Raw genomic sequence first — 24,997 nt, 5'->3', positions numbered from 1 at the left:
GTCGGCGCCATTGCGCCGTACCCGGTGTGCTTCATCGAACCCGCGTGTCAGCAGGTTTCTGTGCGGCCCATCGACAGATGGGCGGCCGTGTCGCGCAGCGCTTCGACGGCCACGTCGACGGATTGCACCGTGTGCGCGTCGATGCGGCGCATGTACGGGCAGGTCAGCACCGCGATCGCCAGGCCGGACGGCCCGAGGATCGGTACGGTCAGATCGGTCACGCCGTACGCCTGGCGGCTGTCCTGGCGCAGGTAGCCGGACTGCCGGATGGACTGGCACGCAATCGCGAGCTCCTGCTCGTTCAGCGGCGCTTCGCCCTTGACCTTGCGGTGCTCGGCCAGCATGTGCGCCCGTTGCTCGGGGCCCTGGAACGCCAGCATCATGCGCCCCGATGCCGTATCGGCGAGCCCGACCCGCGAACCGAGGCGGACCGACACGCCCCATGGGCCAGGCCCGTCCACCTGCGCGATCACGAGCAGGTTGCCGCGATCGTAGACGGACAGATGGCACGATTGCTCGGCGGCATCGGCGAAGCGCTGCATCGGCGGCAGGGCCTCGGCAATCAGCCGGTTCATCGGCGGGTGCCGGTGCGCGAGCGCAAACAGCTTGAGGCTGAGCGTGTAGCGGTCGCCGCCGGTGGAGCGCATCACGTAGCGGCGGGCGACGAGGCGTTCGAGCATCCGGTAGATTTCGCTCGCGTTGCGGCCGAGTTCCTTCGTGATTTCGGTGCGGGTGAGTCCTTCTTTCTGTTCGGACAGGAGTTCGAGAATGTCGAGGCCCTTGTCGAGCGCGGGTGCGCGATAGCGGTCGATAGCGGCCATCGATTCCCGTGCGTCGCAGCCGGGAAGCGGGTCGTTGGTTGTCTGCATTGTCGGTGTGAGGTTGGGGGATTACCGTCGATCGGTTGGCGACGCACGCTGGCCGGTTCTGCACGCGCATGGTTCGGGCCCGCGTATGGCAATGAAAGCCATTCGTACGAGCTTAGCAATAAACAAATAGTGTGCAATGCAGCGTCTTTTTACCGATCGTTACCGGACAAGAACGGATCAGCAAACGTTCTCGATGACAGGGGCAGCCCGAATATCCAGTATTCATGGTCTGATGGCAGGCGACGCCGGCAGCCGCAAGCGGTCGGCCGGCGTTCGTGCATTCGATGCTGCGCCGCAACGTCGGCAGGCGCACCAATAGTCGGTATCCGTCGCGCGTCATTTCACGATGCGCGGCCGATGGTACAAAGGCTTGCGGGCCAGCGACGGTGCGGCCGCGCGTGAAGCCGGCCGCCATGGGCCGGCACGCGTCGCGGGTGCCGGGCCGTCGTCGCCGATGCGCAGACCGGCGGCCGCCCGTTCGATGCGCGCCGTACTTTCGTGCGGCGCCGCGATCGCTGCGCCCGCGCGACCTTCGCGCGTCGAACCGCCCGCCGGATGCGGTACCGACGCGCGCAATCGACGATCGACAATCAGTCCGGCGCGCGGCCGCGAAGGGTCGCGTCGACCGGTATCCTGTCCCATTCGACAACAGAGGTTAAGCACGATGAAACTGCTTCGCTATGGCCCGTCCGGCCAGGAAAAGCCCGGTATCCTCGACGCGGACGGCCGGATTCGCGACCTGTCCGCGCACGTGCCGGATCTTGCCGGCGATGTGCTGACCGACGCGGGTCTCGCGCGGCTGCGCGCGATCGATCCGGCCACGCTGCCGCTCGTGTCCGGCGAGCCGCGCATCGGCGCGTGCGTCGGGCACGTCGGCAAGTTCATCGGCATTGGGCTGAACTATGCCGATCATGCGGCCGAAGCCGGCATGCCGGTGCCCAAGGAGCCGGTCGTGTTCGGCAAGTGGACGAGCTCGATCTGCGGCCCGAACGATGGCATCGACATCCCGAAGGGCTCGGTCAAGACCGACTGGGAAGTCGAGCTGGGCGTCGTGATCGGCGCGAAGTGCAAGGACGTCGACGAGGCGAGCGCGCTCGATTACGTCGCGGGCTACTGCGTTGTCAACGACGTGTCCGAACGCGAATGGCAGATCGAGCGCGGCGGCCAGTGGGACAAGGGCAAGGGCTTCGACACGTTCGGCCCGATCGGCCCGTGGCTCGTCACGCGCGACGAGGTGCCGGATCCGCAGCGTCTCGACCTGTGGCTCGAGATCGACGGCCACCGTTTTCAGAACGGCAACACGCGCACGATGGTGTTCACCGTCGCACAACTGATCGCGTATCTGTCGACCTGCATGACGCTGCAGCCGGGCGACGTGATCACGACCGGCACGCCGCCGGGCGTTGGCATGGGCATCAAGCCGTCGCCGGTGTTCCTGAAGGCTGGCCAAATGGTGCGCCTCGGGATCGAAGGGCTCGGCGAACAGTTGCAGAGCACGCGCAACGCGCGGTAAGCATGTGTCCGGCGCGAGCCGGGCCGCGGGTGCAATCAGTCGCAACCCGGCCGCGCCGCCCGGTCGTCGGCGTGCCTGCCTGCGGCGCGCGTCGCGAACCGAACATCGATGCAGCAACGACAAGGGCCCGATTCCGCGCGATGCGGAATCGGGCCCCTGCCGTTTGTACGTGGTGTATGCGGGCTCGATCACACGACGTTGTCGAGTTCGCAATGCGCTTCCAGCCGATACCCGTCGGGATCGACGACGAACGCGGCGTGGTAGCCGGGGCCGTAGTGCTCGCGCTTGCCGGGCCCGCCGTTGTCCTGGCCGCCGTGCTCGAGCGCGGCGCGGCAGAACGCGTCGACCTCGACGGGCGAAGCCGCCTTGAACGACAGGTGCGGCCCCGACTCGGCATCGGCGGCGACTGGGCGGGCAGCGTGCGGCAACCACAGCTCCGGTTCGGTCGTGCCGTACCCGATGGCGCCGTCGTCGCTAGTCGCCGGGTATTTCCAAGAAAGACGACGACGCCATGTCGGCCGCCGACAAGCTGAAGGTCGCCGAGAACGTGTCATTGATGATGCAGCCGCTGTCGAAGGCCAACCAGGCGAACCAGGCCAAGCTGGCCAGCTGACCTCCTTACGGGGGCGACGACACGTCAGTTCCGCCTTTCGGCACGACGTCAGCCTCCATGTCGGCGAGCCGGCTGCGCGCTTAAGTCTGGCCGCCCGTCTCGCGCCGTTGCAGCATGCGGGCGACACGTTCGCCCGCCGCCTGAAAGCGCAGCGCCAGCGAGTCGGGCGCCAGCACCTCGAATTCCACTTCCAGCGCCATCAGCCAGTACGTCAGCGATTCCAGCGATTGCCCTGTGCAGCGCAGCAGGCAGCGGCTGTCGTCGTCCAGCGCCTCGACCTGGCCGGCCGATGCGGGAATGCGCGCCGCCATCACCGCGCGCGGCGCATGCAGCACGATGCGGGCTTCTTCGGCATTGGGCGCCTGGCCCACGGAACGCGCCACATACGCGCGCAGGTCGCCGCCTTCCGGGGGCGGCCGCGGCGCGAAGTGCGCGCCCAGCGCCACGGGGCCGGCAATGCGGTCCAGCCGGAAGGTGCGCCAGTCGTCGCGCGCCGGGTCCCACGCCACCAGATACCAACGCCACCCCGTGTGCGCCAGCCCTTGCGGCTCGACCTGGCGCGTGCTGGCCTGGCCGCGGCTATCGGCGTAGTCGAAATTCACGCGCAGCTGATCGCGGCAGGCGGCCGCCAGCGTGGCCAGCTGGCCGGCGTCCACCAATGGGCCGGCGCGCGGCAGCGGCACGATGGCCGAGCGCAGCGCATCCAGTTTGTGGCGCAGCCGCGTGGGCATGACCTGTTCCAGCTTGACCAGGGCGCGCAGCGCGGCTTCTTCCACCCCGCCGATCGACCCGGTGGCCGCCGTGCGCAGCGTGATGGCCACCGTCATGGCCTCGTCGTCGTCCAGCAGCAGGGGCGGCAGCGTGTTGCCCGCGCGAAACGCGTAGCCGCCCGCCACGCCGCTGCTGGCCTGGATCGGGTAGCCCAGTTCGCGCAGCCGGTCGATGTCGCGCCGCAGCGTGCGCGGGTGCACCGCCAAGGCTTGCGCCAGCTCGGCGCCGGCCCAATGGCGGCGGGTCTGCAGCAGGGAAAGCAGGCGGAGCAGGCGGTTGCTGGAACTGAGCATGGTGGGGCGACGATACCTCGTATCGAGGGCAGAAACTGTCCGCAATGGATTCTACAGTTCGTCCGTCGTCAGCGGCCACGGGGCCGCGGCACTCACCCCCCGAAATCCGGAGCCTTTTCCATGTCTATCGTTTTCTATTGGCACCCCCAGTCCAGCGCCTCCCCCATCGCCTGCGCCCTGGCCGAATTGCAGGTCCCGCACGAACGCGTCAAGGTGGATATCCGCGCGGGCGAACAGCGCCGCCCCGAATTCCTGGCCCTCAATCCCAATGGCAAGGTGCCCACGCTGACGGTGGACGGCGCGCCGATGTTCGAGGCCCTCGCGATCCATCTGTGGCTGGGCGAGAACTGGGGCGTCAAGCAAGGCCTGTGGCCCGTCGCCGGTACCCCCGAGCGGCTGGCCGCCCTGTCGTGGTGCGCCTGGGCCTACGTGACGTATGGCGCGGTGCTGTCGCGCCTGTTCCTCACGACCCACGGCGATGAACAGATTCGCGATGCCGGCCAGGCCGCGCGCGCCACCACCGACCTGGATTCCCTGCTGGGGCTGCTGGATGCGCACCTGGCGCGCCAGCCCTGGATGCTGGGCGGCGAATACTCGCTGGCGGACCTGGTGGTCGGGTCGGTGGTCGGGTATTCCGCCATGGTGGGCGCGCCGGTGGCCGCGCACCCGAAGGTGCAGGCCTGGCTGGGCAAGGTCAAGAGCCGCCCCGCGATGCAGGGCGACGTCTGAATGTGAAAACGCCGCGCCAGGCCGCTCGCTTATCAGCCCCAGCAGGTGCCGGCGGCCGGCTTGCCGCAAGCGCGGTAGTTCACCGAATACCACAGCTTGCCTGCGGTGCGCCTCGGCATCGAAGGGCCTGGCGAGCAGTTGCAGCGCACGCGCGGCGCGCAATAACCGCGCATGCCGCGATTCCGCTGAACGACCGCCTGCGGGGGTCGTCGGCAACCGGACGGCGATGATTCAAAAGCGAGGGCCCGATTCCGCATCAAGAGGAATCGGGCCCTTGGCGTTCGTACGCGAACGGGTCACACGATGTTGTCCAGTTCGCAATGCGCTTCCAGCCGGTATCCGTCGGGATCGACGACGAACGCCGCGTAATAGCCGGGGCCGTAGTGCTCGCGTTTGCCGGGCCCGCCGTTGTCCTGGCCGCCGTGCTCGAGCGCGGCGCGGTAGAACGCGTCGACCTCGACGGGCGACGCTGCCTTGAACGACAGGTGCAACCCGGACTCGGGATCGGCGGCGATGGGGCGAGCTGCATGCTGCAGCCACAGCACCGGTTCGGTCGCGCCGTAGCCGATCGAGCCGTCGTCGCTATACAGCCGCTTGTAGCCGAGCGCGCCGAGCGTGCTGTCGTAGAACGTGCGGCTGCGGCCGATGTGGGCGACGCCGAAGGAAAGGTGATCGATCATCTGTGGGCTCCTTGAACTGAGGGGGACGTCAGTGCAGCAAGCCGGCTTACAGGCACCATGCCAGCCGCTTGCAGCGAAGCGCGCCGAGCGTGCTGTCGTACGACGCGCGGCTGCGGTCGTTGTGGATAACACCGAAGGAAAGTCGATCGATCATCTGTGTCTCCTTGATCTGAAGGGGCCAGTGCAGCCAACCCGTTCGTAACCACCATGATGGTTATGTTAGAAAGCGGCCGGAAGCTTGTCAACCGGCATGATGGTTAGATACGATCGCGTCATGAGCAAAACGCAACCTTCCGTCATGACGGACTGCCTGATTCCGGCGCCGCCGGAAACGCTGAGCATCGATTTCGCGAACACGCTGTACTGGCGCGGCGCCGATGCGCCGACTGAAACCCTCGGGACGCTGGACGACCTGGTCACGTGGTGCCGCGAGCAGGCAGGCGTACCGGCCAGTCTGGCCGACGCGTGTCACGTACGGCAGAAGGGTGACGAACCGGCGACGCTCGCTCGCGCGCTCGCGTTGCGCGAGGCGCTGTATCGGCTCTTTCATGCGCAGGCCGAGCAGCGCGAGCCGCACGCCGACGATCTGGCGCTGCTCGGCGGTTTTCTTGCAGAAGCGGCGCCGCGCGTCGCGCTGGCGCGCATCGACGGCGCCTATGGGTGGCGGATCGGCGGCACGGGCGCCACGCTCGCGGCGCTGCTGAGCCCGGTGCTGTGGTCGGCGATCGACCTGCTCGGCGGGGCGCGGCTCGCGAAGGTCAAGCGTTGCGCGAACGACGCCTGCCAGTGGCTGTTCATCGACGACAGCAAGAACGGCAGCCGCCGCTGGTGTTCGATGTCGTCGTGCGGCAATCGCGCGAAGGCGTACCGCCACTATCACAAGGCCGAGTGACGGACCGTTTCAGGCAAGCGCGCCGGCGCGTCGAATCCGGCCTGCCTATTTCACCGACAGCTTCCGCCACAGCGTCGTTTTGCTGATGCCGAGCATCGCGCACGCGCGGTCGCGGTCGCCGCCGCACGCGTCGAGCACCGCGCGGATCTCGTCGGCTTCGGCACGGCGGCGGCGCGCGTGCAGTGTCTGCGCATCGTCGATGTCGGCCGCGTCGGGCGGCGCCGCGAACAGCTCGGGCGCGATCGCCTGCAGCGCGTCGGGATCGAGCGCGCCGCAAGCGGCGGCCGGATCGTTTTCGTCGGCTTCCTCGGCCAGCTCCACCGCGATCCGCTCGATCACGTTCTGCAGTTCGCGCACGTTGCCGGGCCACCGGTAGCGCGCGAGCGTCGCCCGGGTTGCGCCGAGCACGCGCGTCGCGTCATCGGCGTCGCGCAGGCGTTCGGCGAGGCGCGGTTCGCGTCGTGCGGCCTGCACGAGCAGCGTTGCCGCGAGCGCGGGAATGTCGGCCGCGCGCTCGCGCAGCGGCGGCAGGCCGACGTTCAGGATGTTGAGCCGGTAATAGAGATCCGCGCGGAACGTGCCGGCCTCGACGGCCGCGAGCAGCGGACGATGCGTCGCGGCGATCACGCGCACGTCGATGCGGATCGGCTCGGTCGAGCCCAGGCGGATCACCTCGCGCTCCTGCAGCACGCGCAGCAGCCGGCTCTGCAGCGACGGCGGCATTTCGCCGATCTCGTCGAGAAACAGCGTGCCGCGGTGCGCGGCCTCGAACAGGCCGGTCTTGCCGCCGCGCCGCGCGCCGGTGAACGCGCCTTCCTCGTAACCGAACAGTTCGCTCTCGAGCAGCGCTTCCGGAAACGCGCCGCAGTTGACCGCGACGAACGGATAGCTGCGCCGCGCGGACAGCGCGTGCAGGCTCTGCGCGATCATTTCCTTGCCGGTGCCGCTTTCGCCTAGCACGAGCACGGTCGCGTCGGATTTCGCGTAGCGGCGCACGAGGTCGCGCACGCGCGCCATCGGCGCCGACGCGCCGACCACGTCGTCGAGCGCGTAGCGCGCGGCGAACTGCTGCGTGGTCGGCTGCGAACGCAATGCGCGGTCGAGCCGTTCGACCGCGCGCGATTCCTGGAACGTCAGCACGCTGCCCGACGTCACGCCGCGATCGACCAGCGGCCCGCGATGCACGACGTAGCGCACGCCGCGCACGGTCGCGAGCGCGTCGCCGTCCTCGCCGCGCAGCGTGCGCAGCTCGGGGCGCAGGTCGACGAGCGCGCGGCCCACGGCCGCCGCGGGTTCGACCCCGAGCGCCGACGCGAGCCGTTCGTTGATCGCCTCGACGCGGCCGCGTGCGTCGAGCGCGACCACGCCATCGCGCAGGTGTTGCAGCAGCGTGTCGAGCCGCTGGCGGCGGAACCCCTCGGCGTGCGTCGCATACGCGACTTCGAGCGCCGTCTCGACGGCCTTGCGCACCGAAGCGTGCGAATACAGGAACACCGCGCCCATGCCGGCGCTGGCCGCGAGATCGGTGACGAGGCCCGGGCCGACGATCGTTTCGATGCCGCGATCGCGCAGGTCGTGCACGCAGGCTTCCGCTTCCTGCGCGGACTGATATGACGCAAACTGCACGTCGAGGCCGTACGCGGCGACGAAGCGGCGCACCTCGGGCGGCGTTTCCCCGGCGCTGACGAGTGCGATCCGCGATGCGTCGCGCCGCGCGCGTGCGAGCGCCTGCATCACGTCGAAGCCGGTCGGCGACACGACCACCACCGGCACCTGCGCACGCGTTTTCAGGAAGCCGCCGTTCGAGCCGGCCGCGACGATCACGTCGGGCCGCGTGGCGCCGGCCTCGGCGATCGCGCTGAGCGCATCCTCATACGCGCGCGTCACGATGCGCACGTCGGCGCGTTCGTCGAATTCGCCGGCGATCTCGCGAAACAGGTCGCGCAGGCGGCTGATGCCCATCGCCCAGATGCGCGGGCGCACCGTGCGGTCGGCCGGGCCGGCGGGCTTGGTCGAGGAGAGGTCCATGACGGCCGATTATGCGCGTGCGATTTCATTTTTGAAACATGAAATTGCCGAATTGAAATCTCAGGACGCTGTAGCGCTCGGGGCGGTTGCTTAAGAATCAGTGGGTTAGCGACGTTTCGCGAGCTGGCCCGGTCCTTGCTGTTATCGGGCATTCCATCAGGAGGCCGTTCATGAGCAATACGCATCTTCAGAGCGCCGGCGCGAAATTCCGCGCGGCAGTCGCGGCGGAACAACCGCTGCAGGTGGTCGGCGCGATCACCGCGTACGCGGCCAAGATGGCGCAGGCCGTCGGCTTCAAGGCCGTGTACCTGTCGGGCGGCGGCGTCGCCGCAAACTCGCTCGGCATTCCCGACCTCGGCATCAGCACGATGGAAGACGTGCTGATCGACGCGGGCCGGATCACCAACGCGACCGACCTGCCGCTGCTGGTCGACATCGACACGGGCTGGGGCGGCGCGTTCAACATCGCACGTACGGTCCGCTCGTTCATCAAGGCCGGCGTCGCGGCCGTCCACCTCGAAGACCAGGTCGGCCAGAAGCGTTGCGGCCACCGTCCGGGCAAGGAAGTCGTGCCGGTCGAGGAAATGGTCGATCGCGTGAAGGCCGCGGTCGATGCGCGTACCGACGACCAGTTCGTGATCATGGCGCGCACCGATGCAGCCGCCGCCGAAGGGATCGACTCGGCGATCGAGCGCGCGGTGGCCTACGTCGAAGCCGGCGCGGACATGATCTTCCCGGAAGCGATGAAGTCGCTCGACGACTACCGCCGCTTCAAGGCCGCCGTGAAGGTGCCGATCCTCGCGAACCTGACCGAATTCGGCTCGACGCCGCTGTTCGCGCTCGACGAACTGCGCGAGGCGAACGTCGACATCGCGCTGTACTGCTGCGGCGCGTATCGCGCGATGAACAAGGCCGCGCTGAATTTCTACGAAACGCTGCGTCGCGACGGCACGCAGAAGGCAGCCGTGCCGACGATGCAGACGCGCGCCGAGCTGTACGACTTCCTCGGCTATCACGAATACGAACGCAAGCTCGACGAGCTGTTCGCGCAGGGCAAGAAGTAACGCGGCCCGCCCCCACGAGACACGAATCTGAACGTTGTATGGGGCCAGCACAAGCGCTGAGGCGCCAACACTGGCCGACAAATCGGAGAATCCAGAGATGAGCGAGACGAAAGACGCAGCAGCACCGGCCGCCGCAGGCGCATTCAAGCCGAAGAAGTCGGTGGCGCTGTCGGGCGTGACGGCCGGCAACACGGCGCTGTGCACGGTCGGCAAGACCGGCAATGACCTGCATTACCGCGGCTATGACATTCTCGACGTCGCCGAATCGTGCGAATTCGAGGAAATCGCGCACCTGCTCGTGCACGGCACGCTGCCGAACCTGACCGAACTGGCCGCATACAAGACCAAGCTGCGCGCGCTGCGCGGCCTGCCGAGCGCGCTGAAGGTGGCGCTCGAGCAGATCCCGGCGTCCGCGCACCCGATGGACGTGATGCGCACCGGCGTGTCGGTGCTCGGTACCGTGCTGCCGGAGAAGGACGACCACAACCTGCCGGGCGCGCGCGACATTGCCGACCGCCTGATGGCGTCGCTCGGCTCGATGCTGCTGTACTGGTATCACTTCTCGCACAACGGCAAGCGCATCGAAACGGAAACCGACGACGACTCGATCGGCGGCCACTTCCTGCACCTGCTGCACGGCAAGACGCCGTCGAAGTCGTGGGTCGAGGCGATGCACACGTCGCTGATCCTGTACGCGGAGCACGAATTCAACGCATCGACGTTCACGGGCCGCGTGATCGCGGGCACGGGCTCGGACATCTACTCGGCGATCACCGGCGCGATCGGCGCGCTGCGCGGGCCGAAGCACGGCGGCGCGAACGAAGTCGCGTATGAAATCCAGAGCCGCTACAGCTCGCCGGACGACGCCGAAGCCGACATCCGCCGCCGCGTCGAGAACAAGGAAGTCGTGATCGGCTTCGGCCACCCGGTCTACACGATCTCGGATCCGCGCAACAAGGTGATCAAGGGCGTCGCGCACAAGCTGTCGAAGGAAGCGGGCGACGTGAAGCTGTACAACATCGCCGAGCGTCTCGAATCGGTGATGTGGGATGCGAAGAAGATGTTCCCGAACCTCGACTGGTTCAGCGCGGTGTCGTATCACATGATGGGCGTGCCGACCGCGATGTTCACGCCGCTGTTCGTGATCTCGCGCACGTCGGGCTGGAGCGCGCACATCATCGAGCAACGCGTCGACAACAAGATCATCCGCCCGAGCGCGAACTACACGGGCCCGGAAGACCTGCAGTTCGTGCCGATCGAGAAGCGCTGATCGCCCGCCGCGCGTGCCGGCGCCCGTGATGCGGGCTGCCGGCGCGCGCGGAACGTCATACCCAGATTCCCGCCCCACATCATGAATACCGCCAACCGCAAACCCCTGCCCGGCACGTCGCTGGATTATTTCGACGCGCGCGCCGCGGTCGACGCGATCGCGCCCGGCGCCTACGACACGCTGCCGTACACGTCGCGCGTGCTCGCCGAAAACCTCGTGCGCCGCTGCGATCCGGCGATCCTCGCCGAGTCGCTGAAGCAGATCATCGAGCGCAAGCGTGAACGCGACTTCCCGTGGTTTCCGGCGCGCGTGGTGTGCCACGACATCCTCGGGCAGACGGCGCTCGTCGATCTCGCCGGCCTGCGCGACGCGATCGCCGACGGCGGCGGCGACCCGGCGAAGGTGAACCCGGTCGTGGCCGTGCAGCTGATCGTCGACCACTCGCTCGCCGTCGAATGCGGCGGCTTCGATCCGGACGCGTTCGCGAAGAACCGCGCGATCGAGGATCGCCGCAACGAGGATCGCTTCCACTTCATCGAGTGGACGAAGAAGGCGTTCGAGAACGTCGACGTGATCCCGCCGGGCAACGGCATCATGCACCAGATCAACCTCGAGAAAATGTCGCCGGTGATCCAGGCGCAGGACGGCGTCGCGTACCCGGACACCTGCGTCGGCACCGACAGCCACACGCCGCACGTCGACGCGCTCGGCGTGATCGCGATCGGCGTGGGCGGCCTCGAAGCCGAGAACGTGATGCTCGGCCGCGCGTCGTGGATGCGCCTGCCCGACATCATCGGCGTCGAGCTGACCGGCAAGCGCCAGCCCGGCATCACCGCGACCGACGTCGTGCTCGCGCTGACCGAGTTCCTGCGCAAGGAAAAGGTGGTGGGCGCGTACCTGGAATTCCGCGGCGAAGGGGCGGCGAGCCTCACGCTCGGCGATCGCGCGACGATCTCGAACATGGCGCCCGAATACGGCGCGACGGCCGCGATGTTCTTCATCGACGGCCAGACGACCGACTACCTGCGCCTCACCGGCCGCAGCGACGAGCAGGTGAAGCTCGTCGAGACCTATGCGAAGGCAGCGGGCCTGTGGGCCGATACGCTCGCCAATGCGCAATACGAGCGCACGCTGACGTTCGACCTGTCGAGCGTCGTGCGCAACATGGCCGGCCCGTCGAACCCGCACAAGCGGCTGCCGACGTCCGATCTCGCCGCGCGCGGGATTGCCGGTCAGTGGGAAGAAAAAGCGGGCGAAATGCCCGATGGCGCGGTGATCATCGCCGCGATCACGAGCTGCACGAACACCAGCAACCCGCGCAACGTGATCGCCGCGGCCTTGCTCGCCCGCAACGCGAACGCGCGCGGCCTCACGCGCAAGCCGTGGGTGAAGAGCTCGCTCGCGCCCGGCTCGAAGGCGGTCGAGCTGTATCTGGAAGAAGCGAACCTGCTGCCCGAACTCGAGAAGCTCGGCTTCGGCATCGTGGCGTTCGCGTGCACGACCTGCAACGGGATGTCGGGCGCGCTCGACCCGAAGATCCAGCAGGAGATCGTCGATCGCGACCTGTACGCGACGGCCGTGCTGTCCGGCAACCGCAACTTCGACGGCCGCATCCACCCGTATGCGAAGCAGGCGTTCCTCGCGTCGCCGCCGCTCGTCGTCGCGTATGCGATCGCCGGCACGATCCGCTTCGACATCGAGAAGGACGTGCTCGGTCACGACCAGGACGGCAAGCCCGTCACGCTGAAGGACATCTGGCCGACCGACGAGGAGATCGATGCGATCGTCGCGTCGAGCGTGAAGCCCGAACAGTTCCGCAAGGTCTACGAACCGATGTTCGCGCGCAGCGCCGATGCGGGCGAGCGCGCGGCGCCGCTGTACGACTGGCGCGCGCAGAGCACGTACATCCGCCGTCCGCCGTACTGGGAAGGCGCGCTGGCCGGCGAGCGCACGCTGCAGGGCATGCGCCCGCTCGCGGTGCTCGGCGACAACATCACGACCGACCACCTGTCGCCGTCGAACGCGATCCTGCTGGATAGCGCGGCCGGCGAATACCTCGCGAAGATGGGCCTGCCGGAAGAAGACTTCAACTCGTACGCGACGCACCGGGGAGACCACCTGACCGCGCAGCGCGCAACCTTCGCGAACCCGACGCTGATCAACGAGATGGCGGTCGTCGACGGCGCGGTGAAGAAGGGCTCGCTCGCTCGCGTCGAGCCGGAAGGCAAGGTCATGCGGATGTGGGAAGCGATCGAGACGTACATGAATCGCAAGCAGCCGCTGATCGTCGTGGCCGGTGCCGACTACGGCCAGGGTTCGTCGCGCGACTGGGCCGCGAAGGGCGTGCGGCTCGCGGGCGTCGAGGCGATCGCCGCCGAAGGCTTCGAGCGGATCCACCGCACGAACCTGATCGGGATGGGCGTGCTGCCGCTCGAGTTCAAGCCGGGCACGAACCGGACGACGCTCGGCATCGACGGCACCGAGACCTTCGACGTGATCGGCGAGCGCACGCCGCGCGCCGACCTGACGCTCGTGATTCACCGCAAGAACGGCGAGCGCGTCGAGGTGCCGATGACGTGCCGGCTCGATACGGCCGAGGAAGTGTCGATCTACGAAGCGGGTGGCGTGCTGCAGCGTTTCGCGCAGGACTTCCTCGAATCGTCGCAGGCGGCCTGACGGGCGCACATTGGGAACACACATATGGCTCACATTCCTCAAATCAGGATTCCCGCGACCTACATTCGCGGCGGCACCAGCAAGGGCGTGTTCTTCCGGCTGCAGGATCTGCCGGACGCCGCGCAGGCGCCGGGCGCCGCGCGCGACGCGCTGCTGCTGCGCGTGATCGGCAGCCCCGATCCGTACGGCAAGCAGATCGACGGGATGGGCGGCGCGACGTCGTCCACCAGCAAGACGGTGATCGTGTCGAAGAGCACGCGGCCCGGCCACGACGTCGACTACCTGTTCGGCCAGGTCGCGATCGACAAGGCGTTCGTCGACTGGACCGGCAACTGCGGCAACCTGTCGGCGGCCGTCGGCCCGTTCGCGATCAGCGGCGGGCTCGTCGATCCGGCGCGCGTGCCGCGCGACGGCGTCGCGACCGTGCGGATCTGGCAGGCGAACATCGGCAAGACCATCATCGCGCACGTGCCGGTCACGAACGGCGCGGTGCAGGAGACGGGCGACTTCGAGCTGGACGGCGTCACGTTCCCGGCCGCCGAAGTGCAGCTCGAATTCATGGACCCGGCCGCCGAGGAAGAAGGGGCGGGCGGGTCGATGTTCCCGACCGGCAACCTCGTCGACGATCTCGCGGTGCCGGGCGTCGGCACGCTGAAGGCGACGATGATCAACGCGGGCATCCCGACGATCTTCGTCGAGGCGGAAGCGATCGGCTATACGGGCACCGAGCTGCAGGACGCGATCAACGGCGATGCGAAGGCGCTCGAGAAGTTCGAGACGATCCGCGCGCACGGCGCGCTGCGCATGGGCCTGATCGATACGCTCGATGAAATCGCGACGCGGCAGCACACGCCGAAGATCGCGTTCGTCGCGAAGCCGGCCGATTACGTCGCATCGAGCGGCAAGCGCGTGAACGCGGGCGACGTCGACCTGCTGGTGCGCGCGATGTCGATGGGCAAGCTGCACCACGCGATGATGGGCACGGCGGCAGTCGCGATCGGCACGGCCGCGGCGATCCCCGGCACGCTCGTCAATCTCGCGGCGGGCGGCGGCGCACGCAACGCGGTGCGCTTCGGCCATCCGTCGGGCACGCTGCGCGTCGGCGCGGAAGCACAGCTCGAGAACGGCGAGTGGAGCGTCACGAAGGCGATCATGAGCCGCAGCGCGCGCGTGTTGATGGAAGGCTGGGTGCGGGTGCCGGGCGACGCGTTCTGATCGTTGCGGGCGGTATCGATGGAGATGCGGGCGGCTTCGGCCGCCCGCGTCGTTTTCGTCAGCCGTGCAGGAAGCGGCGCAGCGCGTCGTGGCTCAGGCGGCGCGCCGTTTCGGACACGCGTGCGCCAGGCACGATGTCGAAACCGTGCACGCCGCCGGGCAGCACGTGCAGTTCCGTCGGCACGCCCGCGCGGAGCAGGCGCTGCGCATAGTCGAGATTTTCGTCGAGGAACAGGTCGAGCGAGCCGACCGACAGGAACGCGGGCGGCAGGCCGTCGAGCCGCGTGGCGCGCGCGGCGGCCGCGTAGGGCGACACGCCGTCGATGCCTGGCGCGTGACCGAGCAGCGAGGTCCAGCCGAACCGGTTGTTGGCCGCATGCCAGACGAATTCGCCGGTATGCGGATGCGGCGTGCGCGTGCAGGTGCGATCGTCGAGCATCGGATAGACCAGGTGCTGGAACGCGAGCCGGTATTCGCCGCGGTCACCGGCCAGCAGCGCCAGCGCGGCGGCGAACCCGCCGCCCGCGCTTTCGCCGGCCACGCCGATCCGCGTTGCGTCGATGCCGAGCGTATCGGCATGGCGGAAGACCCAGGCGAGCGCCGCGTAGCAATCTTCGATCGCGCCGGGAAACACGGTTTCCGGCGCGAGCCGGTAGTCGATCGAGATCAGCGCGCAGCCGAGCTGCGTGACGAGCGACCGGTGCACCGCCTCGAGATCCTTCGCCTTGCCGCGCACGAAGCCGCCGCCGTGCATGTGGACGATCGCCGGGAGCGGGCGCGCGTGATCGTCGGGCAGGTAGACGAGGACCGGGACGTCCGGCGCGCCGGCGGGACCGGGCACCATGTGGCGTTCGAGCGTGCTGCCGGCAAGGTCGGGCGGCGGCAGCGGCAGCACGCGTTCGCGCGACTGCGCGAGGTTTTCGACGCCGAGCGTGACGGTCGGCCAGGTCTCGAGCAGCGGGCGGATTTCAGGATCGACGAGATGCAGGGTGTCCAACGCGTGGCTCCATCATGAAGGTAGGAGGTGCGCCGTGGTCAGAGCACGCTGCGCGCGATGACCCAACGGTGCACCTCGGTCGGGCCTTCGAAGATGCGCATCAACCGCGCTTCGCTGGCCATCTGCTGCAACGGCATTTCCTTCGTCATGCCCATCGCGCCGAGCGTCTGCATCGCATGATCGATGACGGTCGATGCCGTTTCGGTGGCGAACACCTTGACCATCGAAATCTGCGTGCGTGCATCCTGCCCGGCATCCACGCGCGCGGCCGCTTCGTAGGTCATGAGGCGGCACGCGTGGATCTGCGTGAGCGCGTCGGCGACCCACCACTGGACCGCCTGGCGTTCCGCGAGCGGCACACCGAAGGTCTTGCGCTGTTTCGCATAGTCGCACAGCATCGTGACCGCGCGCTCGGCGCGGCCGATGCACCACGCGGCCATCTCCAGCCGCCGGTTCGCGAGCCGTGCCTGCATCGGCGCGAAGCCGGCGCCTTCCTGGCCCAGCAGTTGCGCCGCGGGAATGCGGCAGTCCTCCAGCACGATTTCATACGTCGACAGTCCGCCGATCATCGGGATCCGGCGCTCGATGACGAAGCCCGGCGTGTCGCGATCGACGATGAACGCCGACATGCCGCCGCGCTTGCCCTTGCTTCGATCGGTGAGCGCCATCACGATCGTCCAGTCGGCTTCAGGCGCGTGGCTGATCCAGATCTTCCGGCCGTTCAGTACCCAGCTGTCGCCGTCGCGCACGGCCGTCGTCGACAACGCGCCCGGATCCGAGCCGGCGCCGGGTTCGGAGATCGCCATCGCGGCGTGCGTGACGCCGCGTGCGTACGGGTCGAGATAGCGCGCGCGCTGTGCGTCGTCGGCCACTTCGCACAGCATCCGCAGGTTCGGTGAATCGGGCGGCAGGATGTACGGTGTCACGGTCGTGCCGATCGCCTCGTTCACGCCGACCATCGCGACGGCCGGCAGGTCCGAGCCACCGGCATCGAGTGGCGCGTCGAGGCCCCACAGGCCGAGTTGTCGGGAACGCGCGTCGAGGTGCGAGCGTTCATCGTCGAGCAGCCCGAAACGCTGGCCGTCGGCCTCGCGCGCCATGACGGCTGCTTCGAGCGGAATCAGCTCGTCCTTCACGAAACGTGCGACGAGGTCGCGGATCATCCGGTGTTCGAGTTCAAGGTCGAAATTCATGGGAGTCGATGAGTGGGAGAAAAGGGAGGTCGATGCCGTCAGCCGGCGTTCGCGCGTGACACCGCGCGGCCGCGCAGCGTGCCGAGCAACGCGATGGCGCCGGCCGCGAGCAGCGCGGCGTTGAAATACAGCCCGCCGCGCATCGACCCGGTGGCCGTGTTGAGCACGCCCATCAGAAACGGGCTCGCGAACCCGCCGATCGCGCCGGACATCGTGATCGCCGCGATCGCGACCGCCATCGAGCGCTTCGGCAGTGCGAGCCCCGGCAGCACCCAGAAAGCGGGCAACGACGCGGCGTGCGTGGCGACCGCGAGGCAGAGCGCGATCAGCAGGTGCGATGTGCCGCCGACGCTCGCCAGCCCGGCGAGCGCGGCCGCACACGCGAGCATCGCGCCGGCGCCGTGCCCGCGCCATTCGCGCCGGCGCTCGGTGCGCCAGCCCATCGCGAGCATGCCGACGATGCCGCACAGGTAGGGGAGCGCGGACAGCAGACCGATCTGCATCGCGCCATGCAGCCCGCCGCGATGCAGGATCACGGGCATCCAGAACACGAGCGCGTAGCCGGCGGCCGCGATCGCGAAATTGGCCGCGCACAGCAGCCAGAAGTCGCGGTGTGCGAGCAGTGGCCGCGCCGCGTTTGCGTCCGGCGTGCCGGCTTCGGCCTGCGCATGCGCGGCGCGCAGCGCGGCCTTGTCGGCATCCGACAGCCAGCGTGCGTCGTCCGGCCGGTCGTCGAGAAAGCGCAGCGCGACGAGGCCGAGCACGCTGCTCGGCAGCCCTTCGACGAGGAACAGCCATTGCCAGCCGCTCAGGCCGGCGGCGCCGTCGAAGTAAGAGAGGATCGCGCCCGACACGGGGCCGGCGATCAGTCCCGCGAGGTACAGCGCGGTCATGAACAGCGCGAATGCCTTCGCGCGCTGCCGCGGCGGATACCACGCGCCGAGATAGAACAGGATGCCGGGGAAGAAGCCGGCCTCGAACACGCCGAGCAGGAAGCGGCACGCGTAGAACTGCGCGGGCGTCGTGACGAACATCGTCGCGGCCGAGCCGAGCCCCCACAGCACCATGATCCGGGCGATCGTCTTGCGTGCACCGATCCGCGCAAGCAACGCGTTGCTCGGAATCTCGAATGCCATGTAGCCGATGAAGAAGATGCCCGCGCCGAGCCCGTAGACGGCGTCGGAGAAGTGCAGTTCGGCGGCCATCTGCGCGTGCGCGAAACCGATGTTGATCCGGTCGATGAACGACAGCGTGTAGCAGAGGATCAGGAACGGCAGCAGCCTGCGCGAGATCCGGCGGTAGAGCGCCTGCGTCGCGCGCTCGTCGACGGCGGCCGGGTGAGTGGAAAGGGTCGGGGTCATGGACACTCCGTCAGAAGCGGTGAACGATGCCGAGCGCGAACACCTGCTCGGTGCCGCCCGGTTGCGGCTGCAGGCCGACGACGACCGTGTTGCGGGCGTCGCCGCCGTTCTTCATGTAGAGATAGCGTGCATAGAGCGAGGTGCGCTTCGACAGCGGATGGTCGTAGCCGACGCCGAGCGCGGTCGCGTCGTTCGCCGAGCCTTTCACGTCGCGGCGCACGATCGAGACGAGCACGCGATCGAGCGCGCCGACGTTGATCGACGCGCCGGCGCTCGCGGTCGAGAACGCGGGCAGGTGCGGCGCCGTGCCGACGCCGTACAGGAACGCGGCGTACAGCTTGACGCGCGCGAACGCGTAGTTGGCCGCGAATACGTAGTGGCGCGTCGTCGACGGCGAGACGACGGGCGCCAGGTTGCCGGCCGATGTGTCGCCCTGGAAGCCGGCGCCGAGGTAGAGCCCGCCGATCCGGTACTGGAGCCCGGCGCCGTAGTTGCGCCCGGCTTGCGTCGACAGCGCGTTCGGCGTCGGAAAGCCGTACGTGGCCATCACGCGCAGGCCGTTCCAGTCGGGGCTCAGATACGACGCCGCCTGGTTGAAGCGCGGAATCGGCGGGGTCGTGTTGCTCGTGATCGTGTCGGTCGACGTCGCGAGCAGCGCGAGCGGCGACAATCGTTCGTTGAGCCCGAACGGATCGCCGTCGTACACGACGTAGAACGCGGGCGTGTATTGCCGGCCGAGCCGGAGGTCGCCGTAGCGCGTGTTCTGCAGCGACACGTAGGCCTGCCGGTAGAACAGCGTGCCGCCCTGGAACGATCCGTCGGCCGGCGAGAAGCCGCTTTCCAGCACGAACTTCGTCGATGTGCCGCCGCCGAGATCCTCGACGCCCGTGAGGCCGAAGCGGCTCGTCGACGAGCCGCCGCCGCTTTGCCGCACGCTCGACAGGCTGCCGATGCGATCGAATTCGACGTAGCTGTCGACGATCCCGTACAGCGTGACCGACGACGCGTGCGCCGACGTGGCGCACAGCATGCACGCGCCGATCAGGAGTGCTTTCCGTTGCATGAAGGTGTCTCCGTTCCATGTCTTTTTTTTGCGCGCCCGCGTTCTGGGAGCGGTTGCGCGCGGGGTGTCGCCGTGCCGTATCGGGTTCAGCGCCCCTTGAATACCGGCTTGCGCTTCTCGAGAAACGCGCGGGCGCCCTCGATCCGGTCCTCGCTCGCGTAGACGTCGGGGCCGACGTCCAGCCGCAGCGCGGCGGCCACCGGCAGCCCCTGGCTGCGCGTCGCGGTTTCCTTGATGCGGCGGATCGTGAGCGGCGCGTTCGCGGCGATCGTCTGCGCCAGTTCGCGCACGGTGTCGTCGAGTGCGGCGCCGGGGACGACGCAGTTCAGCAAGCCGGCGCGCTGCGCTTCGTCCGCGTCGAAGCGGCGGCCCGTGAACAGCAGCTCCATCGCGATCGCGCGCGGCAGCAGGCGCGGCAGCAGCACGCTCGCGAAGTTCGCGCCCATCCCGACCCGCGCTTCGGGCAGCGCGAAGGTCGCGTGATCGGCGGCGATCCGCAGGTCGCACGCGAGCGCGATTTCGCAGCCGCCGCCGATGGCGTGGCCGTTGACGGCCGCGATCGTCGGCTTGCGCAGTTCGAGAATCAGCTCGTGCACGTTGCGGGCGAGCCCGCGCATCGGCTGCATCCCGCGTATCTCGGGATCGCCGAGATCGACGCCCGCGCTGAACGCGCGTTCGCCCGAGCCGCGGATCACGATGACGCGGATCGACGGGTTGTCGTCGAGCGTGACGAGTTCGTCGCACAGGCGCCGGATCGCTTCGGCGGACAGCGCATTGGCGACGTGCGGGCGATGGATCGTCAGCCACGCGATGCCGTCGTCGTCGTTGCGCAAGATCGACGGCGCGTCGTCGCCCGTCAGCGAGGAAAACGAGCCGGACGCGCTCATGACGTGCTCCCGGTGGCGTCCGCGCGCGTGTCGTGGAGTACGCCAGCCTGCCGCAGTACATCCCGGCGCGCTGCGTCGATGCCGAACGCGTCGAGCACGGCGTCGGTGTCGGCGGCGAACGGTTGGGGCGGCCGGCGTATCGAGCCGGGCGTGCGTGACAGTTTGGCGGGGATGCCTGCGCCGGTGTACGTGTCGGTGTCGACGAACATCGCGTTGCGCGCGGCCTGCGGGTGGCCGAATGCATCGGCGACGGTATTGACCGGCCCGGTCGCGACGCCGGCCTGCATCAGCCGCTCGACGACGTCGTCGGCACGCAGCTCGGCGGTCAGCTGGCCGAGCAGCGTGTCGAGCGCGTCGCGATGCGCGACGCGCTGCGCGTTGGTCGCGAACCGCGGGTCGCGCGCCAGCTCGGGCACGCCGAGCGCGTCGACGAGCCGTGCGAACGTTCGGTTGTTGCCGGCGCCGGTCGCGACCGGCTTGTCCTTGCACGGATAGACGCCGTACGGCGCGATCGCGCCGTACACGTTGCCGGTCGCGACGGGAACCTCGCCGGTCGCGATCCAGCTCGTGCTGACCGGATGCAGCATCGACAGCGCGGTGCTGAACAGGTCGATGTCGACGTGCTGCCCGAGGCCGGAGCGCGTCCGTTCGACCAGTGCGAGCAGGACGCTCGATACCGCGCTCAGGCCGGCCGCGAAATCGACGACCGGGAACGGCACCTTGAGCGGCATGCCGCCCGGCTCGCCGTTGATCGACATGAAGCCGGCGAGGCCTTGCGCGACGGCGTCGTAGCCCGGAAAGCGCGCGAGCGGGCCGTCGGTGCCGTATCCGGAGATCGAGCAATGAACGAGGCGCGGGAAGCGCTCGCGCAGGCAGTCCTCGTAGCCGATGCCCCAGCGTTCGAGCGTGCCTTGCTTGAAGTTGTCGATCAGCACGTCGGCTGTTTCGAGCAGACGGAACAGCACGTCGCGTCCGTCGGGATGCGACAGGTCGAGTGCGAGATTGCGCTTGTTGCGGTTGAGCCCCCAGTAGTAGCTGGAAATGCCGTTCGGCATCGCGGGCCCCCAGTCGCGCGTCTCGTCGCCCTGCGGCGGTTCGATCTTGATGACGTCCGCGCCGTGGTCGGCGAGCGTCTGCGCGCAGAACGGCCCCGCATAGACGCGGCTCAGGTCCACCACGCGCACGCCTGCGAGCGCGCCTTCGGTACTGCTGATCATGACGATGTCTCCTTCGATGTGGATGCGATGCGCCGGCAGTCCGGCACGCGCCGGCTGCACGGCCGTGATGTGTCGCGGGTTCAGCCGCGCGCGGCGAACAGCGCGTTGACCGCCGCGCGATGTTCGGGCGTTGCGTGCGCGAACGCCTGGTACGACGCGGACAGGTCGAGCAGCGTGTCGAGGCTTGCATGGCGGCCTTCGCGCAGCAGCCGCTTGGTCAGGCGCAACGCGGTACCCGAGTGACGGGCGATGCGGCCGGCGAGTTCGTGGGCGTGCGCGAGGAGGTCGCCGTCGGGCACGACGCGCGACACGAGCCCGCAGCGCAGCGCCGCTTGTGCGTCCAGCGCGTCGCCCGTGAACGACATTTCCGCGGCGACGGCGGCGCCGACGATCTGCGGCAGGAACCATGCGCCGCCGTCGCCGGGCACGAGGCCGAGGGCGATGAAGCTCTCGGCGAAGCGCGCGCGGTCGGCGGCGATGCGGATGTCGCACATGCACGCGAGATCGGTGCCGGCGCCGATCGCCGGGCCGTTGACCGCCGCGATGGCCGGCACTTCGAGATGCTGGAACGCCTGGGCGAGGCGCTGGATGCCGCGACGGTAGCTGGTCCGGATCGCGGCGAGATCGTGCGGGTCCGATTCCATGAACGCGCGCATCGCCTTCACGTTGCCGCCCGACGAGAACGTCGTGCCGGCGCCGGTCAGGACCAGCACGCGGATCGATTCGTCGCGGTTCGCGTCGTCGCAGCATTCGGTCAGCGCGTCGATCGCATCGGTGTCCGAAATGGCGTTGCGGGTTTCGGGACGGTTCATCGTGACGGTCAGGATCGGGCCCTGCCGTTCACGGATCAGAAAGGCTGCCATGGTTGGTGTCTCCGTGTGTTCTGTGCCGCGGGACTTCACGTCGCGGGCCGAAGCCTAGTATCGTCACGACGGTTGGCGGCGGGAAATTCCGTTCCACATATGTGGAAGGCCCGTCCCGGTAGCTGCGGAGAGGGCGGGATGAGCGGAAACGTGGTCAAGAGCGCGGCGCGCGTGTTCGAGGTACTGGAACTCTTCAGCACATTGCAGCGGCCGCTGAGCGTGCGCGAGATCGCCACGCGCTGCGGGTATCCGGGGTCGAGCGCGGCGGCGCTGCTGACCAGCATGAAGGCGCTCGGCTATCTCGCGTACGACGACGCGACCCACGCGTATGCGCCCACCGCGCGGCTCGTCAATCTCGGCGAAGCGCTGGTCGATTCGGCGGCCGGCAGCCGGCGGCACTGGCATGCCGTCGCGAAGCGACTGGCGGCACGTACGCACGAGGCGGTCGTGATCGCGGTGCAGAGCGATCTGTACGTGCAGTACATCGATGCGGTCGAGGGTTCGCATACGATTCCGATCCAGTTCTACGCGCCGATCGGCACGCGTCGCGAGATGTGTATGTCGGGGCTCGGCTGGGCGCTGCTGAGCCTTCAGCCGGACAGCGCGATCCGCCGGCTCGTCTCGCGCAGCATCCGCAGGATCGGGAAGTCGGGCAGGACGATCGACGAGGATGTCGTGCTCGACAAGGTCGAACAGACGCGCCGGCTCGGCTATTCGTATTCGGCGCATACGGTCACGCAGGGCGCGGCGATGATCTCGATGGTGATCGCGGACGGCTGGAACGGCCTGCCGCTGGCGATGGGGGTGGCCGGTCCCGTCGAGAGGATCGACGCGCGTCGCGACGCGATCGTGAAGGCGATGCGGGAGGCGCTTGACGCACGGCGTCCGGATGCGGCAGCCGGCTAGTCGACTAGTCGGCCGACGCCGGCGCGAGCCGGCATTCGCATAGAATCGGGAAGTTTCGCCGCTCCTGTTCCGGCTGCATTTCAGCGAGGTCGCCATGGCATTGAACGCGCCGCTTTCCGGCATCCACATCGTCGAATTCGAAGGTCTCGGCCCCGGCCCGCTCGCGGGCTGGATGCTCGCCGGGATGGGCGCACGGATCACGCTGATCGCGCGCCCGTCCGGCCGCACGAGCGCGCCGGACGCGCTGCGGGCCCGCGACGGCGATCTGCTGCGCGAAGGCAAGACGATCGTCGAGCTTGACCTGAAGGCGCCGGCCGGCCGCGATGCGGCGCTCGACCTGATCGCACAGGCCGATGCGCTGATCGAGGGGCTGCGGCCCGGCGTGATGGAGCGGCTCGGTCTCGGGCCCGACGATTGCTCGCGCCGCCACCCGAAGCTCGTGTACGGGCGGATGACCGGCTGGGGGCAGCACGGCCCGCTCGCGGCCGCGGCCGGGCACGACCTGAACTACGTCGCGCTGACGGGGCTGCTGTCGCTGTCCGCGCCGCGCGACGGCCGGCCGGGCGTGCCGCCGACCGTCGTCGGCGATGCGGGCGGCGCGCTCGGGCTCGCGTTCGGGATCGTCTGCGCGCTGTTCGACGTTCGCGGCGGCGGGCCGGGGCGCGTGGTCGACGGCGCGATCGTCGACATCGTGTCGATGCTCGGCTCGCTTGCGCTGTGGGCGCGAGCGAACGGGCAGCTCGACGGCGCGCAGCCGAGCCTGTTCCACGATGCGCCGTTCTACGACGTGTATCGCTGCGCGGACGGCGAGTACGTGACGATCGGCGCGCTCGAACCGCCGTTCTATGCGTTGCTGGTCGAACGGCTCGGGCTGGCCGACGTCGATCCGGCATCGCAGTACGACCGCGCGCGCTGGCCGGCGCTGAAGGCGCGTTTTGCCGACGTGTTCGCGCAGCAGCCGTCCGCGCACTGGCGCGCGCTGCTCGAAGGCACGGACGCGTGTTTCGCGCCGGTGCTGAGCGTGGCCGACGCGGCCGTACATCCGCACAACGCGGCGCGCGGGATCTATCGAACTGACGAGAACGGAAACGTGCGGGCGCGCGTGGCGCCGCGTTTCTTGCCGCTGGCTGACGACGCCGCCGGTTAGCGGCGCGAAGGCTTGCTGTGCGAAATCGGGTAGCGGCCGCTCAGACCGTTATCCGGCCCGTCTCACGCCGTTTCCTCCGGCGCATCCGACATCTTCCCGTCGCCGACGCGGTTGATCGTGCCTTGCGCGATCGCGACGAGCCGCTCGTGATCGCCGTCGATGACGAACACGTGACACTGGCAGGTCGCCTGGTGCCGTCCCGCATAAACGAGCTTCGCGCGCGCGACGAGCGTGCCGTTCACGGCCGGCCGCAGGTAGTTGATCTTGTATTCCGCGGTGATCACGCGCGGGCCGAGCACGAGCGCGCCCGCGAACGTCAGCGCATTGTCCGCGAGATAGCTGATGACGCCGCCGTGCACGAAACCGTGCTGCTGCCGCAGTTCCTCGCGCACGGGCAGACACAGCGACACTTCGTTGTCGCCGATATGCATCAGCTCCGTGCCCAGCAGCATGCTGAACGGTTGCGCGCGCAATGCGCCGCGCGCGTGGTCCGTGATGTCGGTCATCGAACTTCCTTCGAAATGAGTGCCCGCTTGCGCTGAACTCTAGGAAGGGGGCTGCGGATAAGCAAGGAAATTCGTCCGCATTTCCTGCAAATTCCGGTGCGATGCGACGCGATTATTGCGTCAAATACCGGAGATCTCCCGGTTTGCGGGCGATTCCGCGGGAATGCGCGGGCAACGCGAACTTTGCCGCGTTCCGTTCCTAAAGTCCGACGAAGAAATGCCGCTAATGCCGGGGCATTGCTTC

22 protein-coding genes and 1 pseudogene are annotated in these 24,997 nt (G+C 68.6%); 9 read left to right on the top strand and 14 right to left on the bottom strand.

Annotated elements, in window-relative coordinates:
• Nucleotides 1-47: 47 nt before the first annotated feature.
• Nucleotides 48-869: an IclR family transcriptional regulator gene (locus BLA15945_RS04835; RefSeq protein WP_059238546.1), complete on the bottom strand. Its 822-nt coding sequence runs from the start codon at nt 867-869 to the stop codon at nt 48-50.
• A gap of 112 nt (nt 870-981) precedes the next feature.
• Nucleotides 982-1,284 carry a hypothetical protein gene (locus tag BLA15945_RS04830; RefSeq protein WP_174991643.1) on the bottom strand — a complete coding sequence of 101 codons (303 nt, stop codon included), beginning with the start codon at nt 1,282-1,284 and terminating at the stop codon, nt 982-984.
• 249 nt (nt 1,285-1,533) lie between these two features.
• Here BLA15945_RS04830 and BLA15945_RS04825 point away from each other — a divergent pair, with 249 nt between their 5' ends.
• Entirely contained in the window at nt 1,534-2,382 is an 849-nt protein-coding gene (locus tag BLA15945_RS04825; RefSeq protein ID WP_174991642.1) for an ureidoglycolate lyase, read from the top strand.
• Between the two features lie 188 nt (nt 2,383-2,570).
• On the opposite strand, the pseudogene BLA15945_RS04820 reads toward BLA15945_RS04825, so the two are convergent.
• Nucleotides 2,571-2,858, bottom strand: a pseudogene (locus tag BLA15945_RS04820) (VOC family protein); the annotation flags it as partial.
• A 217-nt stretch (nt 2,859-3,075) separates the two neighbouring features.
• Nucleotides 3,076-4,059: a helix-turn-helix transcriptional regulator gene (locus BLA15945_RS04815; RefSeq protein WP_059238553.1), complete on the bottom strand. Its 984-nt coding sequence runs from the start codon at nt 4,057-4,059 to the stop codon at nt 3,076-3,078.
• 120 nt (nt 4,060-4,179) lie between these two features.
• On the opposite strand from BLA15945_RS04815, the gene BLA15945_RS04810 reads away from it, so the two are divergent.
• A complete protein-coding gene (locus BLA15945_RS04810) occupies nt 4,180-4,788 on the top strand; it encodes a glutathione S-transferase family protein (protein WP_174991641.1) in 609 nt (202 codons plus the stop codon).
• A gap of 296 nt (nt 4,789-5,084) precedes the next feature.
• Here the strand turns inward: BLA15945_RS04810 and BLA15945_RS04805 are convergent, their stop codons facing one another.
• Complete coding sequence (locus tag BLA15945_RS04805) at nt 5,085-5,468, bottom strand: VOC family protein (RefSeq protein WP_059238558.1); 384 nt, start codon at nt 5,466-5,468, stop codon at nt 5,085-5,087.
• A 250-nt stretch (nt 5,469-5,718) separates the two neighbouring features.
• On the opposite strand from BLA15945_RS04805, the gene BLA15945_RS04795 reads away from it, so the two are divergent.
• The gene (locus tag BLA15945_RS04795; RefSeq protein ID WP_174991640.1) at nt 5,719-6,360 is read left to right on the top strand and encodes a CGNR zinc finger domain-containing protein; all 642 of its coding nucleotides are present in this window, start codon (nt 5,719-5,721) and stop codon (nt 6,358-6,360) included.
• A 45-nt stretch (nt 6,361-6,405) separates the two neighbouring features.
• On the opposite strand, the gene prpR is transcribed toward BLA15945_RS04795, so the two are convergent.
• Nucleotides 6,406-8,388: a propionate catabolism operon regulatory protein PrpR gene (prpR, locus tag BLA15945_RS04790; protein WP_174991639.1), complete on the bottom strand. Its 1,983-nt coding sequence runs from the start codon at nt 8,386-8,388 to the stop codon at nt 6,406-6,408.
• Nucleotides 8,389-8,558: 170 nt separating this feature from the next.
• On the opposite strand from prpR, the gene prpB reads away from it, so the two are divergent.
• The 4 genes from prpB to prpF all read left to right on the top strand — a co-directional run bounded on the left by prpB (nt 8,559) and on the right by prpF (nt 14,613).
• Nucleotides 8,559-9,452 (top strand): methylisocitrate lyase, encoded by an 894-nt coding sequence (gene prpB / locus BLA15945_RS04785; RefSeq protein ID WP_174991638.1) that lies wholly within the window; start codon nt 8,559-8,561, stop codon nt 9,450-9,452.
• A 97-nt stretch (nt 9,453-9,549) separates the two neighbouring features.
• Nucleotides 9,550-10,722, top strand: a complete 1,173-nt coding sequence (prpC, locus tag BLA15945_RS04780; protein WP_059238566.1) for a bifunctional 2-methylcitrate synthase/citrate synthase — start codon at nt 9,550-9,552, stop codon at nt 10,720-10,722.
• An 81-nt stretch (nt 10,723-10,803) separates the two neighbouring features.
• A complete protein-coding gene (acnD, locus tag BLA15945_RS04775; RefSeq protein WP_174991637.1) occupies nt 10,804-13,398 on the top strand; it encodes a Fe/S-dependent 2-methylisocitrate dehydratase AcnD in 2,595 nt (864 codons plus the stop codon).
• A 24-nt stretch (nt 13,399-13,422) separates the two neighbouring features.
• On the top strand, nt 13,423-14,613 hold the full coding sequence (prpF, locus tag BLA15945_RS04770) for a 2-methylaconitate cis-trans isomerase PrpF (RefSeq protein ID WP_174991636.1): 1,191 nt from the start codon (nt 13,423-13,425) through the stop codon (nt 14,611-14,613).
• A 58-nt stretch (nt 14,614-14,671) separates the two neighbouring features.
• Here prpF and BLA15945_RS04765 read toward each other — a convergent pair whose 3' ends face one another.
• From BLA15945_RS04765 to BLA15945_RS04735, 7 genes are all read right to left on the bottom strand, one after another.
• On the bottom strand, nt 14,672-15,610 hold the full coding sequence (locus tag BLA15945_RS04765; RefSeq protein ID WP_174991635.1) for an alpha/beta hydrolase: 939 nt from the start codon (nt 15,608-15,610) through the stop codon (nt 14,672-14,674).
• A 38-nt stretch (nt 15,611-15,648) separates the two neighbouring features.
• Nucleotides 15,649-16,803 carry an acyl-CoA dehydrogenase family protein gene (locus BLA15945_RS04760; RefSeq protein ID WP_174991634.1) on the bottom strand — a complete coding sequence of 385 codons (1,155 nt, stop codon included), beginning with the start codon at nt 16,801-16,803 and terminating at the stop codon, nt 15,649-15,651.
• Nucleotides 16,804-16,841: 38 nt separating this feature from the next.
• On the bottom strand, nt 16,842-18,164 hold the full coding sequence (locus BLA15945_RS04755) for an MFS transporter (RefSeq protein ID WP_174991633.1): 1,323 nt from the start codon (nt 18,162-18,164) through the stop codon (nt 16,842-16,844).
• 10 nt (nt 18,165-18,174) lie between these two features.
• Complete coding sequence (locus tag BLA15945_RS04750; RefSeq protein ID WP_174991632.1) at nt 18,175-19,227, bottom strand: porin; 1,053 nt, start codon at nt 19,225-19,227, stop codon at nt 18,175-18,177.
• Nucleotides 19,228-19,313: 86 nt separating this feature from the next.
• On the bottom strand, nt 19,314-20,114 hold the full coding sequence (locus BLA15945_RS04745; protein ID WP_174991631.1) for an enoyl-CoA hydratase/isomerase family protein: 801 nt from the start codon (nt 20,112-20,114) through the stop codon (nt 19,314-19,316).
• Complete coding sequence (locus BLA15945_RS04740) at nt 20,111-21,331, bottom strand: CaiB/BaiF CoA transferase family protein (RefSeq protein ID WP_059240878.1); 1,221 nt, start codon at nt 21,329-21,331, stop codon at nt 20,111-20,113. The genes BLA15945_RS04745 and BLA15945_RS04740 overlap by 4 nt, the downstream gene beginning before the upstream one ends.
• Nucleotides 21,332-21,411: 80 nt before the next feature.
• A complete protein-coding gene (locus tag BLA15945_RS04735) occupies nt 21,412-22,194 on the bottom strand; it encodes a crotonase/enoyl-CoA hydratase family protein (RefSeq protein ID WP_059238580.1) in 783 nt (260 codons plus the stop codon).
• A 138-nt stretch (nt 22,195-22,332) separates the two neighbouring features.
• On the opposite strand from BLA15945_RS04735, the gene BLA15945_RS04730 reads away from it, so the two are divergent.
• Nucleotides 22,333-23,100 carry an IclR family transcriptional regulator gene (locus BLA15945_RS04730; protein ID WP_059238583.1) on the top strand — a complete coding sequence of 256 codons (768 nt, stop codon included), beginning with the start codon at nt 22,333-22,335 and terminating at the stop codon, nt 23,098-23,100.
• 94 nt (nt 23,101-23,194) lie between these two features.
• The gene (locus BLA15945_RS04725; protein ID WP_059238585.1) at nt 23,195-24,247 is read left to right on the top strand and encodes a CaiB/BaiF CoA transferase family protein; all 1,053 of its coding nucleotides are present in this window, start codon (nt 23,195-23,197) and stop codon (nt 24,245-24,247) included.
• A 62-nt stretch (nt 24,248-24,309) separates the two neighbouring features.
• On the opposite strand, the gene BLA15945_RS04720 is transcribed toward BLA15945_RS04725, so the two are convergent.
• The gene (locus tag BLA15945_RS04720) at nt 24,310-24,753 is read right to left on the bottom strand and encodes a PaaI family thioesterase (protein ID WP_059238587.1); all 444 of its coding nucleotides are present in this window, start codon (nt 24,751-24,753) and stop codon (nt 24,310-24,312) included.
• Nucleotides 24,754-24,997 lie beyond the last annotated feature (244 nt).

It is taken from the genome of Burkholderia arboris (assembly GCF_902499125.1).
Lineage (GTDB): Bacteria > Pseudomonadota > Gammaproteobacteria > Burkholderiales > Burkholderiaceae > Burkholderia > Burkholderia arboris.
Note: the sequence above shows the minus strand (reverse complement) of the source record. Positions and strands in the feature narration are given on the sequence as shown.

Excerpts from the sequence above, each read along its gene's own strand:
- BLA15945_RS04835 (WP_059238546.1), bottom strand. The coding sequence starts at position 869 with ATGCAGACAACCAACGACCCGCTTCCCGGCTGCGACGCACGGGAATCG.
- BLA15945_RS04830 (WP_174991643.1), bottom strand. The coding sequence starts at position 1,284 with ATGGCGGCCGGCTTCACGCGCGGCCGCACCGTCGCTGGCCCGCAAGCC.
- BLA15945_RS04825 (WP_174991642.1), top strand. The coding sequence starts at position 1,534 with ATGAAACTGCTTCGCTATGGCCCGTCCGGCCAGGAAAAGCCCGGTATC.
- BLA15945_RS04815 (WP_059238553.1), bottom strand. The coding sequence starts at position 4,059 with ATGCTCAGTTCCAGCAACCGCCTGCTCCGCCTGCTTTCCCTGCTGCAG.
- BLA15945_RS04810 (WP_174991641.1), top strand. The coding sequence starts at position 4,180 with ATGTCTATCGTTTTCTATTGGCACCCCCAGTCCAGCGCCTCCCCCATC.
- BLA15945_RS04805 (WP_059238558.1), bottom strand. The coding sequence starts at position 5,468 with ATGATCGATCACCTTTCCTTCGGCGTCGCCCACATCGGCCGCAGCCGC.
- BLA15945_RS04795 (WP_174991640.1), top strand. The coding sequence starts at position 5,719 with ATGATGGTTAGATACGATCGCGTCATGAGCAAAACGCAACCTTCCGTC.
- prpR (WP_174991639.1), bottom strand. The coding sequence starts at position 8,388 with ATGGACCTCTCCTCGACCAAGCCCGCCGGCCCGGCCGACCGCACGGTG.
- prpB (WP_174991638.1), top strand. The coding sequence starts at position 8,559 with ATGAGCAATACGCATCTTCAGAGCGCCGGCGCGAAATTCCGCGCGGCA.
- prpC (WP_059238566.1), top strand. The coding sequence starts at position 9,550 with ATGAGCGAGACGAAAGACGCAGCAGCACCGGCCGCCGCAGGCGCATTC.
- acnD (WP_174991637.1), top strand. The coding sequence starts at position 10,804 with ATGAATACCGCCAACCGCAAACCCCTGCCCGGCACGTCGCTGGATTAT.
- prpF (WP_174991636.1), top strand. The coding sequence starts at position 13,423 with ATGGCTCACATTCCTCAAATCAGGATTCCCGCGACCTACATTCGCGGC.
- BLA15945_RS04760 (WP_174991634.1), bottom strand. The coding sequence starts at position 16,803 with ATGAATTTCGACCTTGAACTCGAACACCGGATGATCCGCGACCTCGTC.
- BLA15945_RS04755 (WP_174991633.1), bottom strand. The coding sequence starts at position 18,164 with ATGACCCCGACCCTTTCCACTCACCCGGCCGCCGTCGACGAGCGCGCG.
- BLA15945_RS04750 (WP_174991632.1), bottom strand. The coding sequence starts at position 19,227 with ATGCAACGGAAAGCACTCCTGATCGGCGCGTGCATGCTGTGCGCCACG.
- BLA15945_RS04745 (WP_174991631.1), bottom strand. The coding sequence starts at position 20,114 with ATGAGCGCGTCCGGCTCGTTTTCCTCGCTGACGGGCGACGACGCGCCG.
- BLA15945_RS04740 (WP_059240878.1), bottom strand. The coding sequence starts at position 21,331 with ATGATCAGCAGTACCGAAGGCGCGCTCGCAGGCGTGCGCGTGGTGGAC.
- BLA15945_RS04735 (WP_059238580.1), bottom strand. The coding sequence starts at position 22,194 with ATGGCAGCCTTTCTGATCCGTGAACGGCAGGGCCCGATCCTGACCGTC.
- BLA15945_RS04730 (WP_059238583.1), top strand. The coding sequence starts at position 22,333 with ATGAGCGGAAACGTGGTCAAGAGCGCGGCGCGCGTGTTCGAGGTACTG.
- BLA15945_RS04725 (WP_059238585.1), top strand. The coding sequence starts at position 23,195 with ATGGCATTGAACGCGCCGCTTTCCGGCATCCACATCGTCGAATTCGAA.
- BLA15945_RS04720 (WP_059238587.1), bottom strand. The coding sequence starts at position 24,753 with ATGACCGACATCACGGACCACGCGCGCGGCGCATTGCGCGCGCAACCG.